General features: G+C 67.9%; 12 protein-coding genes and 1 CRISPR repeat array (1 of these 13 running past the window's edge). Of the genes, 4 read left to right on the top strand and 8 right to left on the bottom strand.

The features are described 5' to 3' along the window. Positions 1 to 458: a CRISPR direct-repeat array (repeat unit 36 nt; unit sequence GTGATCCGCAGCGAAGAGCTGCGGCCTCATTGAAGC); it reaches 7,587 nt to the left of the window's first position. 241 nt (positions 459 to 699) lie between these two features. The 5 genes from ACFCQI_RS10135 to ACFCQI_RS10115 all read right to left on the bottom strand — a co-directional run bounded on the left by ACFCQI_RS10135 (position 700) and on the right by ACFCQI_RS10115 (position 9,718). Then, positions 700 to 1,230, bottom strand: a complete 531-nt coding sequence (locus ACFCQI_RS10135; protein ID WP_395116301.1) for a hypothetical protein — start codon at positions 1,228 to 1,230, stop codon at positions 700 to 702. Positions 1,231 to 1,487: 257 nt separating this feature from the next. Beyond that, the gene (locus ACFCQI_RS10130; protein WP_395116299.1) at positions 1,488 to 1,802 is read right to left on the bottom strand and encodes a LysM peptidoglycan-binding domain-containing protein; all 315 of its coding nucleotides are present in this window, start codon (positions 1,800 to 1,802) and stop codon (positions 1,488 to 1,490) included. Positions 1,803 to 1,878: 76 nt separating this feature from the next. Next, entirely contained in the window at positions 1,879 to 5,016 is a 3,138-nt protein-coding gene (locus ACFCQI_RS10125) for an efflux RND transporter permease subunit (protein WP_395116297.1), read from the bottom strand. A gap of 160 nt (positions 5,017 to 5,176) precedes the next feature. After that, complete coding sequence (locus ACFCQI_RS10120; protein ID WP_395116295.1) at positions 5,177 to 8,416, bottom strand: efflux RND transporter permease subunit; 3,240 nt, start codon at positions 8,414 to 8,416, stop codon at positions 5,177 to 5,179. A gap of 84 nt (positions 8,417 to 8,500) precedes the next feature. Further along, positions 8,501 to 9,718, bottom strand: coding sequence for an efflux RND transporter periplasmic adaptor subunit (locus ACFCQI_RS10115; protein ID WP_395116293.1), 1,218 nt, complete (start codon positions 9,716 to 9,718; stop codon positions 8,501 to 8,503). A gap of 503 nt (positions 9,719 to 10,221) precedes the next feature. Between ACFCQI_RS10115 and ACFCQI_RS10110 the strand changes: the two genes are divergently transcribed. After that, the gene (locus ACFCQI_RS10110) at positions 10,222 to 10,686 is read left to right on the top strand and encodes a c-type cytochrome (RefSeq protein ID WP_395121332.1); all 465 of its coding nucleotides are present in this window, start codon (positions 10,222 to 10,224) and stop codon (positions 10,684 to 10,686) included. A 188-nt stretch (positions 10,687 to 10,874) separates the two neighbouring features. On the opposite strand, the gene ACFCQI_RS10105 is transcribed toward ACFCQI_RS10110, so the two are convergent. Then, positions 10,875 to 11,540 (bottom strand): ACP phosphodiesterase, encoded by a 666-nt coding sequence (locus ACFCQI_RS10105; RefSeq protein WP_395116291.1) that lies wholly within the window; start codon positions 11,538 to 11,540, stop codon positions 10,875 to 10,877. 42 nt (positions 11,541 to 11,582) lie between these two features. On the opposite strand from ACFCQI_RS10105, the gene ACFCQI_RS10100 reads away from it, so the two are divergent. The 3 genes from ACFCQI_RS10100 to ACFCQI_RS10090 all read left to right on the top strand — a co-directional run bounded on the left by ACFCQI_RS10100 (position 11,583) and on the right by ACFCQI_RS10090 (position 14,811). Next, positions 11,583 to 12,272, top strand: coding sequence for an alpha/beta hydrolase (locus ACFCQI_RS10100; protein WP_395121331.1), 690 nt, complete (start codon positions 11,583 to 11,585; stop codon positions 12,270 to 12,272). 8 nt (positions 12,273 to 12,280) lie between these two features. Then, entirely contained in the window at positions 12,281 to 13,399 is a 1,119-nt protein-coding gene (gene zapE / locus ACFCQI_RS10095; RefSeq protein ID WP_395116289.1) for a cell division protein ZapE, read from the top strand. A gap of 95 nt (positions 13,400 to 13,494) precedes the next feature. Next, positions 13,495 to 14,811 (top strand): amidohydrolase, encoded by a 1,317-nt coding sequence (locus ACFCQI_RS10090; RefSeq protein WP_395116287.1) that lies wholly within the window; start codon positions 13,495 to 13,497, stop codon positions 14,809 to 14,811. Between the two features lie 19 nt (positions 14,812 to 14,830). On the opposite strand, the gene ACFCQI_RS10085 is transcribed toward ACFCQI_RS10090, so the two are convergent. Then, the gene (locus tag ACFCQI_RS10085) at positions 14,831 to 15,391 is read right to left on the bottom strand and encodes a DUF1453 domain-containing protein (RefSeq protein WP_395116285.1); all 561 of its coding nucleotides are present in this window, start codon (positions 15,389 to 15,391) and stop codon (positions 14,831 to 14,833) included. Between the two features lie 97 nt (positions 15,392 to 15,488). Further along, positions 15,489 to 16,232: a 2,3-diphosphoglycerate-dependent phosphoglycerate mutase gene (gpmA, locus tag ACFCQI_RS10080; RefSeq protein WP_395116283.1), complete on the bottom strand. Its 744-nt coding sequence runs from the start codon at positions 16,230 to 16,232 to the stop codon at positions 15,489 to 15,491. Between the last annotated feature and the right edge of the window lie 54 nt (positions 16,233 to 16,286).

The following is a 16,286-nucleotide window of genomic DNA, read 5'->3' as shown; positions in this document are numbered from 1 at the left end:
GAAGAGCTGCGGCCTCATTGAAGCTTGATGTCGCGCTGCGCGGCCAGCATCAACTGCGCGCGTGATCCGCAGCGAAGAGCTGCGGCCTCATTGAAGCTGCTTGTCGAGCGCAGCCTGATACTGCTGCACGGCGGTGATCCGCAGCGAAGAGCTGCGGCCTCATTGAAGCGCGCCGAAATGCACGGCCAGGTTCAACGCCTGATAGGTGATCCGCAGCGAAGAGCTGCGGCCTCATTGAAGCATGGACGACGGCGACAGCCTGTTCACGCTGGCGGCGGTGATCCGCAGCGAAGAGCTGCGGCCTCATTGAAGCAACGCGTGCAATTTCCTCGCGGAAAACGGCTTCGGCGGTGATCCGCAGCGAAGAGCTGCGGCCTCATTGAAGCTCTCCCACGACAATCCTGTCTTTTCGGACATCATCGGTGATCCGCAGCGAAGAGCGGCGAGACTGCAGGGGCCCAGCAGAATCCCGGCAGGGCAAGTTCTTCGCGATGATCGACACCCGATAGGCGCAATGCCATTTCGAACACGCGATGCACCGAGCCGCGCAAGCTACGCTTGACGGCAATCGGCGGCGAATCGTTGACGTCTATCCACCGGAAGCCAAGAATGGTTTGCAGTCTCGGCGTTCAACCGGAAGAGATGCGGCGGCGCATCCCTTCCTTGGCAGTATCTCGCCAACGCATGATTCCTCACTGGCTATTTTTTCACCGAGAAGTCCTTGCTCGCCACCTTGCGCCCATCCAGCGAGATCTCGATCCCGTAGTTGCCTTCGGGGAAACCTTGCGGCTGGCTGATCATGAAGGCGGTTGTGGCCGGACCCATGGCATCGAGTTCCTTGCTGTCCTCATGCATGGTCCGACCCTGTGGGTCGAGCCAGCTGGCGGTGAGCGTGGCGTGGCCCGAACCCGTGGTCTCGACCGACGCGTAGATGGTGTCCTTCGGCGCGAAGCTGGTGGCCGTGGCCACGACCTTGTGGTTGGCGTCGACGCTCGAACCCACTTCAAGCGAGGTGAAGCTCACGGCCGCGACGGCGCCCTCATTGGCCAAGCCCGTGCTGGTGGCCGGGGGCGGAAATGCCGGTGGCTCCGGCGAGGTGGACGCTGCCGTTCCGCTCGGCGGCGGACTGGAGGGCACCGGCGAGGCCGGCTCACTCTTGCCGCACGCACCCAGCGCCAGTGCTGCGGCCAGCGACGCGGCAAGCATCAGGGGTTGTCGGGTAGTTTTCATGGGGGCACCTCTTTTCATCGCGGAAAGCCCGGGGTTGCACGGACCCGTCTGGCTTGGGTCCGATCCGGGTTGGGAGTTCGTCGCCAAGCGCGTCGAACACGAGACTTCACCAAGGCACTGCGGGAAGCTGGCGACCACAGGTAACGGCGGCGCGGTAAACGGCTCGTGAGCAGGCCATCAGCACCGCGGTGCGCCGTTCAGCTTGAGGCGGCCAGCTGAACGCGCGATGTCGGCGCGTCGCCTTGGCCGCGCGAGGCTCACGGTTTCGCCGGAATCTTCAGCATCTGCCCCGCCACGAGCCGACCGGGGTCGGCAATGAGGTCGCGGTTCTCGTCCAGGATCCGCCGCCAGCCGTCGGCATTGCCGTAGAAGCGACGGGCGATGCCCTGCAGGTCGTCGCCGGCGGCGACCTCGTAGATGCGGGTCCCGTCCACCGCACCGCTGGCGTGCGACGCGGTATCGGTGAAATCCGCCTTGCTCGCCGGCGACATCCCCGCCGCCTGGCGGCGCACCTCTTCGCGCTGGTCACTCCGCTCGCCCATGTCGATCTCCGATCCGATGCCAAGCGCCATGGGTAACGGCTGCGCGATCAACGCCCCGTGAGCGCGGGTGTCCCAACGTTCATGCTCCTGCCACGAAGCGCGCCGCTCACACCTCGGCCAGGCGTTGCCGCCGTGCGAGCTTGCGCTCGCGCCGGCGCGCGCTCCACGCCTTGCGCCGTTCGGCCAGGCAGGAGAACACCACGTACAGCGCTGGGGTGCTGAGCAGGGTGAGGCTTTGCGAGATCAGCAGGCCGCCGATCAGGGCGATGCCGAGCGGGCGGCGCAGTTCGCTGCCTTCGCCCAGGCCGATGGCGATCGGCAGCGCGGCGAGGATGGCAACCATGGTGGTCATCATGATCGGGCGGAAGCGCACCAGGCAGGCTTCGCGCACGGCCTCCAGCGGCGGCTTGTGGTGTTCGCGCTGGGCGACCAGGGCGAAGTCGATCATCATGATCGCGTTCTTCTTGACGATGCCGATCAACAGCACCAGCGCGATCTGCGCCACCACCGACAACTCGGTGTCGGTCAGCCACAGTGCCAGCAACGCGCCGACACCTGCCGCCGGCAGCGTGGAAAGGATGGTGACGGGGTGGATCAGGCTCTCGTACAGCATGCCAAGCACGATGTAGACGGTGACGATCGCGGCCAGCACCAGCCACAGCATGCCACTCTGCGATTCCTGGAAGCGGCGGAAATCCCCGCCCATGTTGAGCTTGATGTCGCCGGGCATGCGCATGTTGCCCACGGTGGCCTGGATCACCTGCATCGCCTGGCCCATGCTCACCCCGGGCGCGAGGTTGAAGCTCAGGTCCATCGTGGTGAACTGGTTCTGGTGGGTGATCTGCGACGGCGCCAGGCCGGATTCCTGGCGGGCGAACGCGGTGATCGGCACCATCTGGCCCTGGTTCGATTTCACGTATACGCGATTGAGCGCGTCCGGCGTGGCGGTCTGCGCGGGCAGCGCGTTGACCACCACGCTGTACTGGTTGATGTCCGAGTAGATGGTCGACACCTGGCGCTGGCCGAAGGCGTCGTACAGCGCGCCGTCGATGGCGCCGATGGACACCCCGAGCCGCGCCGCGGTGTCGCGATCGATCACGATGTTCTGGCGCAGGCCGCCCTCCTCCACGTCGCTGCCGACGTCGCGCAGCAGCGGGTTCTTCTTCAGCTCGGCCACCAGTCGCGGCAGCCACAGTTGCAGCGTGGCGAGGTCGTTGCCCTGCAGCGAGACTTGGTATTGCGCGCCCTGGCTGGTGCCGCCGCCACCGCCGCTGGGCAGGTCCTGCACGGCGCGCAGGCGCAGGTGCAGGTCGGGATACTTCGCGGCCTTGGCGCTCAACCGGGCCAGGACGGTGAAGGTGTCGTCGGTGCGCCCTTCGCTGCGCGTCTTGAGGTCGATGTTGAACGAGCCGCTGGCACCCTGGCGGCTGCTGCCCAGGCGCGTGCCCACCGTGGCCACGTCCGGGTCGGCCAGCAGCATCGCGGTGAGCCGCTCCAGCCGCTGCCGGCTCTCGTCGAACGATACCGTGGCGCTGGAGGTGGCGCGGCCCCAGATCAGGCCGGTGTCCTGCTGCGGGAACAGACCGGTCTTGACCACGGTGAACAGGTAGAACGTGGCGACGATCAGCACCAGGGGCGTCAGCGAGAAGGCCAGCACGTGGCGCAGCGAGAAATCCAGCGCCCGCCGGTACACGCCGAGCATGCGGGCGTGGAAGCGGTCCAGCACGTGGCTGCGCGCGGGCCCGGCGCTGGCCTCGCGTGCGCGATGGCCGCCGAGGAAACGCCCGCACAGCGCCGGCGTGAGCGTCAGCGACACCGCGGCCGACACCACGATCGCCGCCACCAGGGTCACCGCGAACTCGTGCATGAACATGCCGGTGATGCCGCCGGCGAACAGCAGCGGGATGAACACCGCCACCAGCGAGGCGGTGATCGAGACGATGGTGAAGCCGATCTCGCGCGCGCCGGCCAGGGTGGCCTGCATGCGCGTCATGCCGTCGTCGATGTGGCGAATGATGTTCTCGATCACCACGATCGCGTCGTCCACCACGAACCCGATCGCGATCACCAGCGCCAGCAGGGTGAGGTTGTTGAGCGTGTAGTCGAGGATGTACATCGCCACGAACGCACCGGCCAGCGACAGCGGCACCGCCACCGCGGCGATCAGCGTGGGTGCGAGACGACGCAGGAACAGCGCCATGGTCAGCACCACCATCGCCAGCGAGATCAGCAAGGTCGCCTGTACCTCATGCAGCGAGGCGCGGATGGTTGGCGTGCCGTCGAAGAACGGGGTGAGCCGGGTGCCTGGCTGCAGGAACGTGCGCAGCGCCGGCAGTTGTGCCTTGACCAGGTCCACGGTGGAGATGACGTTGGCGTCGGCCTTCTTGTACACGTACATCAGCACCGCCGGCTGGCCGCCGAACCACGCCGCCTGGTAGGCGTCCTCGGTACCGGCGTAGACGTTCGCCACGTCGGCGAGGCGCACCGGCGTGCCATCGTGGCTGGCCACCACCAGTTTCGCGAAGTCCGCGGCGCTGTGCAGCGAGGTGGTGGCGGCCACCGCCATGCGCGTCTTGCCGTCGCTGAGGAAGCCTTCCGGCGAGGTCACGTTGGCCGCGCGCAAGGCGTTGCGCAGCTGGTCCGGCGACAGGCCCATCGCGTTGAGCGCGCGCAGGTTCACGTCGACGCGGATCGCCGGGGTCGAGGCGCCGGCGATCTCCACCGACGAGACACCCGGCAACTGGCGCAGGCGCTGCGCCAGCAAGGTGTCGGCGACGTTGTAGAGATCGCCCGCGGCCTGCGTGTCGGAGGTCAGCGCGAAGGCGATCACCGGGTCGTCGTTGGGATTGGCCTTCTGGTAGCTGGGCGCGCCGTTGAGGCCGCTGGGCAGGTCCGGCGCGGCCGCGTTGATCGCCGCCTGCACGTCGCGCGCGGCCGAACCCAGGTCGGTGCCGTTGCGGAACATCATGAAGACGAAGGTGCGCCCTTCCGAACTGGACGAGCGCATCGTCTCGATGCCGGGCACCTGGCCCAGGTGCCGTTCCAGCGGCGCGGCCACGGTGGAGGCCATGGTGCTGGCGTCGGCGCCGGCCTGGCTGGCCTGCACGAAGATCGCCGGGAACTGCATGTTCGGCAGCGCCGACACGCCGAGCAGGAAGTAGCAGATCATGCCGCCGACGAACAGGCCGATCGCGAGCAAGCTGGTGCCGATCGGACGGCGGATGAAGGAGCCGGAGACATTCATGCGGGAAACACGACCGTGGTGCAGGCGGCACGATGCCGGGCGGGATCCAGGCGGATCATCCCACCCTCAACGCACCAGCGGCAAAACGGTTGATCGGGACGCGAAAAGGAAAAACCCCTGCCGGCGTCGCGCGGGCAGGGGCAGGCGGCAAGCGATCGGATCACGTCGTGCGATCGGCCCGCGCGTGTTCCAGCGCACGCCGTTCCCGGCGTGCGGCGAGCCAGTCGGAGAAACGCTCCATGTACAGGTAGATCACCGGCGTGGTGTACAGCGTCACCAGCTGCGACAGCAGCAGGCCGCCGACGATCGACACGCCCAGCGGCCGGCGCAGCTCCGAGCCGATGCCGGTGCCCAGCGCCAGCGGCAAGGCGCCGAGCATCGCCGCCGCGGTGGTCATCATGATCGGGCGGAAGCGCAGCAGGCAGGCGCGGCGGATCGCGTCATGCGCGTTGAGGCCGGTGCGGCGCGCCTCGATCGCGAAGTCGATCATCATGATCGCGTTCTTCTTGACGATGCCGATCAAGAGCACGATGCCCACGATGCCGTCCACCGACAGGCTCATGCCGAACATCATCAGTGCCAGCAGCGCGCCCACGCCGGCCGGCGGCAGGGTGGAGATGATCGTCAGCGGGTGGATGTAGCTCTCGTACAGCACGCCCAGCACGATGTAGATCACCACGATCGCGGCCAGCAGCAACAGCACCTCGTCGCCCAGCGAGGAGTTGAACTCGGCGGCCTTGCCGATGAACTGGCCGCGCACCTGTGGCGGGAAGTTCAGCTCCGCGTTGATCTGGTGGATCGCCGACACCGCGTCGGACAGCGAATAGCCCGGCGCCACGTTGAACGACAGCGTCACCGCCGGCAGCTGCTGCTGGTGGCTGACCACCAGCGGTGCGCTGGTGACCTCGGCATTGGCCAGCGAGGACAGCGGGATGGTGCCGCCGCCGCCCAGCGCGATGCCGATGTTGCCGGTGTTGCCGATGCCGCTGGGGGTGGCCGAGTTGCTCGACTTCACCTGGCCGAAGCTGGTGGCGTTGCTGCCGGTCAGCGCGCCGGAGCCGTTGCCGCGCACGGTGAGCTTGTTGAGCAGGTCGCTGCTGTTGCGGAACTCCGGCGCCACCTCAAGCACCACGCGGTACTGGTTGAGCTGGGTGAAGATGGTGGAGATCTGGCGCTGGCCAAAGGCGTCGTACAAGGTGTCGTCGATGGTCTGCACCGGCACGCCCATGCGACTGGCCTTCTCGCGATCGATGGTCAGCTTGAGCGCGTTGCCGCGGTCGGCCAGGTTGTTGCTGACGTCCGCCAGCTCCGGCCGCTGGCGCATGGCGCGGGTCATCTGGTCGGCGTACTTGGCCAGCTCGGCGGAGTCCACCTGGGACAGCGCGTACTGGTATTCGGTGGCCGACACGGTGCTGTCCAGGGTCACGTCCTGCACCGGTTTCAGGTACAGCGCCACGCCAGGGATGTCGGCCACGCTCTGCTGCAGCCGCGGCAGCAGCTTGTCCAAGCCGTCGCGGTCGCCGCGATCCTTCAGCACGATGCTGAGCTGGCCCTGGTTCAAGGTGGGGTTGATCGTGCCGGCGCCGATGAACGCCGCCACGCCGGCCACCGCCGGGTCCTTGCGCAACGCCTCGGCCACTGCCTTGGTGCGCTGCTCCATCGCCGGAAACGCGATGTTGTCGTCGGCCTGCACCACGCCGGTGATCAGGCCGGTGTCCTGCTCGGGCAGCAGGCCCTTGGGGATGGCGATGTACAGGAACACGGTCAGCACCACCGCGGCGCCGGCCACCAGCATGGTCAGGCGCTGGTGGTCGAGCACCCAGTCCAGCGAATTCTCGTACACGTGCACGGTGCGCGCCCACACGGTGCGCCTGCCGGCGGCGGCGTGGCGCTCGTGCGCGTCGTCGCCTTCCGGCAGCTGGTCGGGCTTGAGCAGGTAGGCGCACATCATCGGCGTCAGCGTCAGCGAGACCAGCATCGAGATGCTCACCGCGATGGTCAGCACCCAGGCGAACTCGTGGAACAACCGGCCGGTGACACCGGGCATCAGCAGCAGCGGCAGGAACACCGCCACCAGCGACACGGTCAGCGACAGCACGGTGAAGCCGATCTCCTTCGCGCCGATCTCGGCCGCCTCCTTGCCGCTCTTGCCCTGTTCGATGTAGCGCACGATGTTTTCGATCATCACGATCGCATCGTCGACCACGAAGCCGGTGGCCACCGTCAGCGCCATCAGCGAGAGATTGTCCAGCGACATGCCGGTGAAACTCATCACGCCGAACGTGCCCAGCAGCGACAGCGGCACCGCGGTGGCCGGAATGATGGTGGCCCACAGCCGGCGCAGGAACACGAAGATCACGCCCACCACCAGGAACACGGTGAGGATCAGGGTGAACTCCACGTCGTGCACCGAGGCGCGGATGGTCACCGTGCGGTCGGCGAACACGTCCAGGTGCACGTCGGCCGGCAGCGCGTTGCGCAGCTCGGGCAGGATGCGGCGGATCTGCTCCACCGTCTGCACGATGTTGGCGCCGGGCTGGCGGCGCACGTCCAGCAGTACCGCCGGCTTGCCGTTGGCCCACGCGGCGAGCTGGTCGTTCTCCACGCCGTTGACCACCCTGGCCACGTCGGACAGCCGCACCGGCGCGTTGCCGCGGTAGCTGATGATGGTGCTCTTGTACTGCTCGGCATCGGCCAACTGGTCGTTGGTGCCGATCGAGTAGCTCTGCGTCTTGCCGTTCAGCGTGCCCTTGGGCGCGTTGACGTTGGCCTGGGTCAGTGCGCTGCGCACGTCCTCCATGGTCAGGCCGAGATTGGCCAGTTGCGCCGGGTTGACCTGGATGCGCACGGCCGGGCGCACGTTGCCGGCGATCGAGACCAGGCCCACGCCCTGCACCTGCGACAGCTTCTGCGCCAGGATCGAGTCGGCCAGGTCGTTGACGTCGCGCAGCGGGCGGCTGTCCGACTGCAGCGCCAGGGTGAGGATCGGCGCATCGGCCGGATTGACCCGGTTGTACACCGGCGGATACGGCAGGTTGCCCGGCAGCGTGCCCTTGGCCTGGTTGATCGCCGCCTGCACATCCTGCGCGGCGATGTCGATGTCGCGGCCCATGTTGAACTGCAGCACGATCGTCGACAGGCCGGCGGACGAGTCCGAACTCATCATGCTGAGCCCGGAGATCTGCCCCAGGTTGCGCTCCAGCGGCGTGGTGATCAGCGTCGCCATGGTGGTGGCGCTGGCACCCGGATACTGCGTGGTCACCACCAGGCTGGGCGCCTCGATCTCCGGCAGCGCCGACACCGGCAACTGGCGGAAGCCCAGGATACCGAGCAGCAGCACCGCCACCATCAGCAGCGAAGTGGCGATCGGGCGGCGAATGAAGAGGGTGGAGAAGCCCATGACTATCCGTGACGAAGTGGGGCGGCAGTTGCCGCGTTCGAGACGCGCGCCAGCCCGCGGCAACGCCGCGGGCTCACGCGGACATCAGTGACGACCGCGGCCACCCTTGTTGTCCTGCCTGGACTTCTGCAATTCCGCCGCGGTGGGCGCGGCCGGCACTTCGCCCGGCTTGAGCGGGTTGACCTTGCTGCCGGGCTTGAGCCGGAACTGGCCTTCGGTCACCACCTTGTCGCCGACCTTGAGCCCGCTGCCGACCATCACGTGGCTGTCGCCGACTTCGCCGGCCACCACGATCGACTGCATCTTGACCGTGTTGTCGCCCTGCACGAGGTAGACATAATCACCGTCCGGCCCGCGCTGCACGCCCTGCGAGGGGATCACCAGGCCGCCGTCGACGGTGTTCACCAGCAGCCGCACGTTGACGAACTGGCCCGGCCACAACTCGTCGTGCTCGTTGGAAAACTCCGACTTCAGGCGGAACGTGCCGGTGCTGGTGTCGATCTGGTTGTCGATCACCTTGAGCACGCCGCCGCTGGCGATCGGATGGGCGTCGACGCGATCTAGTGCGGTGACCTCCAGTGGCTTGCCGCCCTGCGCCGCGCTGCGCACCATGTCCAGGTTCTGCTCCGGCAAGGTAAACATCACGTTGATCGGGTGCAGCTGGGTCAGCGTGACGATCGCACTGGAGGTGGTCACCACGTTGCCCGGGTCCACCGCGCGGATACCGGCCAGGCCGTCGATCGGCGAGCGGATCTCGGTGTAGTCGAGCTGCACCTTGGCGTCGCGGATCGCGGCCTCGTCGGCCGCCACGGCCGCCTCGTACTGGGCCACGGTGTTCTTCTGGGTGACCTGGTCGATCTTGGCCACGTACTGGCTGTACTTGGGGTCCTGCGAGCGCTGGTAGTTGCTGCGCGCCGTGGCCAGCAGGGATTGATCCTGCTTGCGCCGGCTGACCGCCTGGTCATAGTTGGCCTGGAAGGTGCGCGGGTCGATGCGCGCCAGCACCTGGCCCTGCTTCACCGGCTGTCCTTCGGTGAACTCGATGCTGAGCAGCCGCCCGGACACCTGCGGGATCACCGTCACCGTGTTGAGCGCCTGCACCGTGCCCAGCGCCGTCAGGTACACCGGCACGTTCTGCTTGACCACCGGCACCACGGTCACCGGCACCGGCGGCGCGTCGCCGCCCTTGCCGTTGGCGCCCTTCGCCGCGCCATCGCCCGGCTTGTGCAACATGCGGATGCCGACCACGGCGATCACGACCACCGCCAGCACGATCAACGCGATCTTCCAAAAACGCGACATGTGGAACTCCTGGATTGAACCGGGGCGAGCAACCGGGGAAGGCCGCTGCCGCAGGCACCACGTGGGCAGACGCGCCCCCATGGACAAAGCATAGGTGGACGGCAACCGCTTTGAACAATGCCGGTCGACAGGGGTGGGGCATGACCGATGGCAGGGTTTTGCGCCCCGTCGCACATGGGACCGGGCCGTGTGCACAACGTTCCGGGCACCGCATCGGCATACACCCGATCGGTCACCCTGAAACTTGTCGGGCGCTTCGTTTATAATACCGGACTGGTCGCCAGCGCGCCCCCGAGGGCGCGATCCGGACACCGGCAGCAGGGGTTGGGGTGCATCGAGGTTTTCGACCCTGGCGGCTGCGGCGGTTTCGCGATTCCGGCGTGACGGTAAGGCAACAAGGCGGTCCAAGCCCGCCCACTGACAGGAGTACGTGCGTGAGCGGTCCCCTTAGCAAATCCGACCAGGGCTTCCTGCGTCAGTTCTCGCTGACCATCGGCGCGCTGATGGTTCTTACCGTGATCCTTGTGTTGTCCGCGCTGGCGATCAACAACAGCGAGCCCAAGGAAACCAATCCGAACCACCCGGCCACGGTCGCCGCACGGCTCGCCCCCGCCGGCGCCGTCTATGCCGGCGACACCGGCCGTGCCGCCATGCAGGCCGCCGCCGACCAGGCCGCCAAGGCCGCCGCCTCCCAGGTGGCCTACGGCGGCACCACCGACGGCAAGGAAATCTACGACCACCTGTGCACCAGTTGCCATACGGCCGGCATCGCCGGCGCGCCGAAGCTCGGCGACAAGGCCATGTGGGGCCCACGCATCAAGCAGGGCATCGACGTGCTGGTCAAGCATGCGATCGAGGGCTACCACGGCCCCGACGGCAATTTCATGCCGCCCAAGGGCGGCAATCCCGCGCTCACCGACGAGCAGGTCACCGCCGCCGTGCACTGGATCGTCGATCAGGCGAAGTAATTTCGGCTTCAATGAAGTTCAAGATAAACGCCGCCCTCCGGGCGGCGTTTTCGTTCGCCCCCTCTCCCTCCGGCGACCAAAGGGAGTCCCCTTGCGGGTGAGAGGGTTGGGGAGAGGGTTCCCGGCCCTGTGCGTACTCGCGGGTGAAGGGCCTTGAGCGTTCGACGCAGCATGAACCATCACACTCCTCACGCACCCTCATCCGCCCTTCGGGCGCCTTCTCCCGAGGGGAGAAGGAAACCAGGTTTCGCTCCCACACCCCCATCACCCTGCCCCTCCATCCACCCCGCCACAAACCCCCGCAACTCCGGAAAAAACACTTCGAACCGCCGCTGCAACTCTCCCTCACGCGCCACCAGCACGGGCAAGGCAGTATCCAGCGGATTGGCGCGGGTGAGCCGCTCGCCGATCCCGGCCAGTGCACGCCCCAGCACTGCTCGGTCGGCGTAGCCGCCAGGCAAGTCGTTGGCTTCCATGTAACTGCGGAACCGCCGCAACGCAGGCGTCAGCAAGGCATCGCGCCGCCGCAGCAGTCCACGCAGGCCGAGCGAGTAGTCCTCCAGCGGCTGTGCGCTCCAGCGTGGAAATTCCCGGGCCAGCAAGTGATCGAACCACATGTCCAGCAGGATGCCGGCGTAGCGGCGATACGGCGGTGGCAGCTGCGCCTTGGCGGCCAGCACGGCGGGGTGGGCGTCGGTGTAGCCGTCGATGGCGCGGTGCAGGCGGATGCCGCGGATCACCCGTGGCGGGAACTGCGCCGGATCGGGCTGGCCGCGCACGAAGTCGCCGAGCAGGCCGCCCAGTTGCAGCGCCTCGTCATCGCCGGCCAGCAGCGCATGCGCCAGATGGTTCATTGCCGCGGGCGGCAGCGCGGCGTCGCGGTTATCATCGTGGGCATGAAACCCGCCTCGTTCCCTGCCGACCCTGCCGGCTTTCCGGATGTCGCCGCCAGTTTCGTGCTGACCGGCCCGGTCGGCAAGCTGGAAACCGTCACCGACATCGCCGAGCCTGACGGCGCGCGCCGAGGCGTGGCGGTGATCTGCCACCCGCTGACCAGCGAAGGCGGCAGCATGCACAACAAGGTGGTGACCATGGTCGAACGCGCGCTGCGCGAGTCGGGGCTGGATACCGTACGCTTCAACTTCCGCGGGGCGGGCAGTTCCGAGGGAAGTTTCGACAAGGGCCGCGGCGAGCGCGACGATCTCGCCGCCGTGGTCGCCTGGGTGCGTCGCGTGCGGCCCGACGATGCGCTGTGGCTGGCCGGTTTCTCGTTCGGCAGCGGCGTGAGCATCGCCCAGGCGGCGCCGCTGCACGCTGATGCGCTGATCAGCATCGCGCCGCCGGCGGGCCGTTACGGGCTCGATGCGATCACGCCGCCGACCTGCCCCTGGCTGGTCGTGCAGGGCGAGGCCGACGAGGTGGTCGAACCGCAGGCGGTGTTCGACTGGCTCGACAGCCTGGAACACCCGCCCGAACTGGTGCGCATGCCCGACACCAGCCACTTCTTCCATCGCCGGCTGATGGATCTGCGCGGCGCGATCAAGCACGCCGTGCGCGACTGGCTGCCGCCGACACGCCAGGCCTGACCCCCTCCATGACCGAAACGTTTTTGCTCGCGCCCAGCGCGCGTTATGCCGAAGGCGTGGCCGCCCATCGCTGGGAGTCCGACCCCGCCCAGCTGGCGCTGCTGGCCGAGTTCGACCGCATGCATGCGGCACTGTGCGCGGAACCTGCCGGCGAAGGCGGCCTGTTCGGCCGGCTGAAATCGCTGCTGGGCAACGAGCCGCCGCCGGCCGTGCCCGGACTGTACCTGTGGGGCAGCGTGGGTCGCGGCAAGACGTTCCTGATGGACCTGTTCGCCGCCAGCCTGCCGCACGGCGTGGTGCTGCGGCGGCATTTCCACCGCTTCATGGGCGAGGTGCACGACAGCCTGCGCGCCCTGGGCGAGCGGCAGAGCCCGCTGGTGGAGGTCGCTGCCGGCATTGCCGGACGCTGCCGCGTGCTGTGCCTGGACGAGTTCCTGGTCAACGACATCGGCGACGCGATGATCCTGGCCAACCTGCTCGACGCATTGTTCGAGCGCGGGGTGAGCCTGGTCACCACCTCAAATACCGCGCCGGCGAACCTGTACAAGGACGGCCTGCAGCGCGCCCGATTCCTGCCCGCGATCGCGCTGATCGAGCAGCACTGCCACGTGGTCGAGATGGTTTCCGCGCATGACTGGCGCCTGCGCGCGCTGACCCAGGCGCCGGTCTACCTCACCCCGCCGGGCGCCGAGTCGCATCGCGCACTGGAGCGCATCTTCGCCAGCCAGGCCAGTGGCGCGATCGAACTCGACGGCATGCTGCGCATCAACGGCCGCGACATCCCGTTCCACAAGCGCGCCGAGACCATCCTGTGGTTCCAGTTCGCCGCGCTGTGCGAGGGCCCGCGCGCCGTGGCCGACTACATCGCGCTGGCCAAGGCCGGCCCGGCGGTGATCGTCGCCAACGTGCCGCAGTTCACCATCTACAGCGAGGACGCGGCGAAACGCTTCGTGCAACTGGTCGACGAGTTCTACGACCGGCGCGTGAAGCTGGTGCTTTCCGCCGCCGCGCCGATCACCGAGCTCTACGACGGCGAGCGCCTGCGCGCCGAATTCGGCCGCACCGAATCGCGCCTGATCGAGATGCAGAGCGAGGAATACCTCGCGCTGGAGCATCGGCCCGAATGAGCCGGCGGCGCCTGCGCGGCGCAGAGGCCGGCCATCACGTAGGCACCAGCCTGTCCAGGCGCTAGCATCGAGCGACCCCCGCCATGGAGACAGCCATGCATCGCACCGCCTTCGCCCTGGCGCTTGCCGCCCTGGTCGCCTCGCCGCTGCACGCCGCCGACACCCGCCAGACGCCGACCCGTCAGGTCGAGGCCATGGTGCAGCAGGAGCTGCCGCAGGTCACCGCGTGGCGGCGCGATATCCACCAGCACCCGGAACTGAGCAACCGCGAGGTGCGCACCTCGGCGCTCGTGGCCAGGGAGTTGAAGAAGCTGGGATTGGAAGTGCATGCGGGGATCGCCCACACCGGCGTGGTCGCGCTGTTGAAGGGGGATTTGCCCGGGCCGCGCCTGGCGCTGCGCGCGGACATGGATGCGCTGCCCGTGACCGAAGAGGTCGACCTGCCCTTCGCCTCGAAGGCGAAGGGCGAGTACCGCGGCAAGGAGACCGGCGTGATGCACGCCTGCGGCCATGACGCGCACACGGCGATGCTGCTGGGCATCGCGCAGGCGCTTGCCGGCATGAAAAGGCAACTGCACGGCTCGGTGCTGTTCGTGTTCCAGCCGGCGGAGGAAGGCGCACCGGCCGGCGAGGAAGGTGGCGCCGAGCTGATGTTGAAGGAAGGCATGTTCCGCGACTACAAGCCGGATGCGATGTTCGGCATGCACGTGGTCAGCTCGCTCAACGTGGGCACCGTCTCGGTGCGGCCGGGGCCGACCATGGCCGGCTCGGACTGGTTCAAGCTGGTGGTGCACGGGCGCCAGACCCACGGTGCCATGCCGTGGAACGGAATCGATCCGATCGTCACCGCGGCGGAGATCATCAGCGCGTCGCAGACCATCGTCAGCCGCCAGCTCGACATCAGCAAGCTTCCGGCAGTGCTCAGTTTCGGCATCGTCGATGGCGGGGCGCGCTACAACATCGTGCCCGACCAGGTGGAGTTGCAAGGCACGCTGCGCACCTTCGACCCCGCCATGCGGAAGCAGGCGCTGGACGGCCTCAAGCGCATCGCCGAAAACGTCGCCGCCGCGCATGGCGCCACGGTGGACGAGCAGATTCCCCTGCTCAGCAACCCGGTGCTGGTGAATGACGACAAGCTGGCCGCAGACGTGCGCGCCAGCCTGGTGCGCATCAACGGCGCAGCGCAGGTGCGCGAGGCGAAACCGTGGATGGCGTCGGAGGATTTCGCGCTGTTCGCCGAGGCGGTCCCCAGCGTGTATTTCTTCGTCGGCGCCACGCCGAAAGGCCAGGATGCCACGGCCGCGCCGGCCAACCATTCGCCGAAGTTCTTCCTTGACGAGGGCGCCCTGAAGGTCGGCATGCAGTCGATGCTGCAGGCAAGCCTGGACTATCTGGGAGCCGCGGGGCCGTGAAGCGCCGGGCCGCCCCGGATCACTCCGCTCGAGCGGCCGCCGCAGCAGGATGCGCGCGCAGGAAGCGCCGATGGTGCACCAGCACGCCGCTGTAATAGGCGATGTAGTAGCCGACCAGCAGGCCGATCACCAGCATGGTCAGCGGGCTGGACGCGTAGCCCATCGGCTGCATCGACGTGCCCGCGTCTGCCGCCGCCTGCGCGTGCTGCAGCTGCGGCCACACCACCATCAGCCGCCAGGCCAGGCGCCCGAGCAGCAGCACGGTGAGCAGGGCGCCGATCCACGGATTGGGCACGTAGCAGTCGCCCTTGGCCGGATCGACCTCGAAGCGGGTCAGCCGCAGGCCGAACAGGCCGATCGCGGCGCCGATCAGCACCCCGCCGAGCAACCCTTCGGCCAACGCCAGATGATGGAAACCGCTCAGCGCCAGCAGGCCACCGATGACCGCGAAGATCACGATGCGGGCGATCATCCGCTTGCGCCGGATCGGCTGGCGGCCGAACTGCCGGCTGACCCGCCGCCACACGATCCAGGCCAGCAGCGGCAGCATGATCAGGTAACTGGTCAGATGGGCGGGCATGGCGTGGTCCGGTGGATGAGGGACTGGGGGCCGGGGTTCGGGAAGGCACCCGCACCGGCTGCCGGCGATTTTGCTCCTGGCGAAGCCCGAATCCCGGCTACTTCGCCTTGCCCTGGTTGGCCACCGCGGCCATCTTCGCCGCGATCGCCTCGGCGTCGCCCAGGTAGTAATGGCGCAACGGCTTCAGTTCGTCGTCGAATTCATACACCAGCGGCACGCCGTTGGGGATGTTGAGCTCGACGATCGCCTCGTCGGAGATGCCGTCCAGATATTTCACCAGCGCGCGCAGCGAGTTGCCGTGCGCGGCGACCAGCACGCGCTGGCCCGCCTTGATCGCCGGCGCCAGCACCTGGTGCCAGTACGGCAGCACGCGCGCCACGGTGTCCTTCAGGCACTCGGTATCGGGGATGTCCTTCGGGTCGAGCTTCGCGTAACGCGGATCGTGCACCGACTCGTTCGCGGCGCGCTCCAGCGGCGGCGGCGGCACGTCGTAGCTGCGCCGCCAGATCTTCACCTGCTCCTCGCCGTACTTCGCCGCGGTCTCGGCCTTGTTCAGGCCGGTGAGGCCGCCGTAGTGACGCTCGTTGAGGCGCCAGTCGGTGACCACCGGCAGCCACATCAGGCCCATCTCGTCCTGCACGCCCCACAGCGTGCGCACGGCCCGCTTGAGCACCGAGGTGTGCGCCACGTCGAAGCTGTAGCCGCCTTCGGTCAGCAGGCGGCCCGCTTCGCGCGCCTCCGCCCTGCCCTGCTCGGTGAGGTCGACGTCGGCCCAGCCGCTGAAGCGGTTGTCGAGGTTCCACTGCGATTGGCCGTGGCGGATCAGGACGAGCTTGTGCATGGGTGCGCTCAGCAAACGGGATGAACCGCGAATGGTGCAGTGCGGCCCCGGCAG

Source organism: Rhodanobacter sp. FW102-FHT14D06, assembly GCF_043950705.1.
GTDB lineage: Bacteria > Pseudomonadota > Gammaproteobacteria > Xanthomonadales > Rhodanobacteraceae > Rhodanobacter.
This window is presented reverse-complemented; position numbering and strand designations above follow the sequence as displayed.

What these genes read in the sequence shown, in the direction of transcription:
- gpmA (WP_395116283.1), bottom strand. Translation starts at nt 16,232, where the DNA reads ATGCACAAGCTCGTCCTGATCCGCCACGGCCAATCGCAGTGGAACCTC.
- ACFCQI_RS10125 (WP_395116297.1), bottom strand. Translation starts at nt 5,016, where the DNA reads ATGAATGTCTCCGGCTCCTTCATCCGCCGTCCGATCGGCACCAGCTTG.
- ACFCQI_RS10130 (WP_395116299.1), bottom strand. Translation starts at nt 1,802, where the DNA reads ATGGCGCTTGGCATCGGATCGGAGATCGACATGGGCGAGCGGAGTGAC.
- ACFCQI_RS10105 (WP_395116291.1), bottom strand. Translation starts at nt 11,540, where the DNA reads ATGAACCATCTGGCGCATGCGCTGCTGGCCGGCGATGACGAGGCGCTG.
- ACFCQI_RS10115 (WP_395116293.1), bottom strand. Translation starts at nt 9,718, where the DNA reads ATGTCGCGTTTTTGGAAGATCGCGTTGATCGTGCTGGCGGTGGTCGTG.
- ACFCQI_RS10090 (WP_395116287.1), top strand. Translation starts at nt 13,495, where the DNA reads ATGCATCGCACCGCCTTCGCCCTGGCGCTTGCCGCCCTGGTCGCCTCG.
- ACFCQI_RS10110 (WP_395121332.1), top strand. Translation starts at nt 10,222, where the DNA reads ATGGTTCTTACCGTGATCCTTGTGTTGTCCGCGCTGGCGATCAACAAC.
- ACFCQI_RS10085 (WP_395116285.1), bottom strand. Translation starts at nt 15,391, where the DNA reads ATGCCCGCCCATCTGACCAGTTACCTGATCATGCTGCCGCTGCTGGCC.
- ACFCQI_RS10120 (WP_395116295.1), bottom strand. Translation starts at nt 8,416, where the DNA reads ATGGGCTTCTCCACCCTCTTCATTCGCCGCCCGATCGCCACTTCGCTG.
- ACFCQI_RS10135 (WP_395116301.1), bottom strand. Translation starts at nt 1,230, where the DNA reads ATGAAAACTACCCGACAACCCCTGATGCTTGCCGCGTCGCTGGCCGCA.
- ACFCQI_RS10100 (WP_395121331.1), top strand. Translation starts at nt 11,583, where the DNA reads ATGAAACCCGCCTCGTTCCCTGCCGACCCTGCCGGCTTTCCGGATGTC.
- zapE (WP_395116289.1), top strand. Translation starts at nt 12,281, where the DNA reads ATGACCGAAACGTTTTTGCTCGCGCCCAGCGCGCGTTATGCCGAAGGC.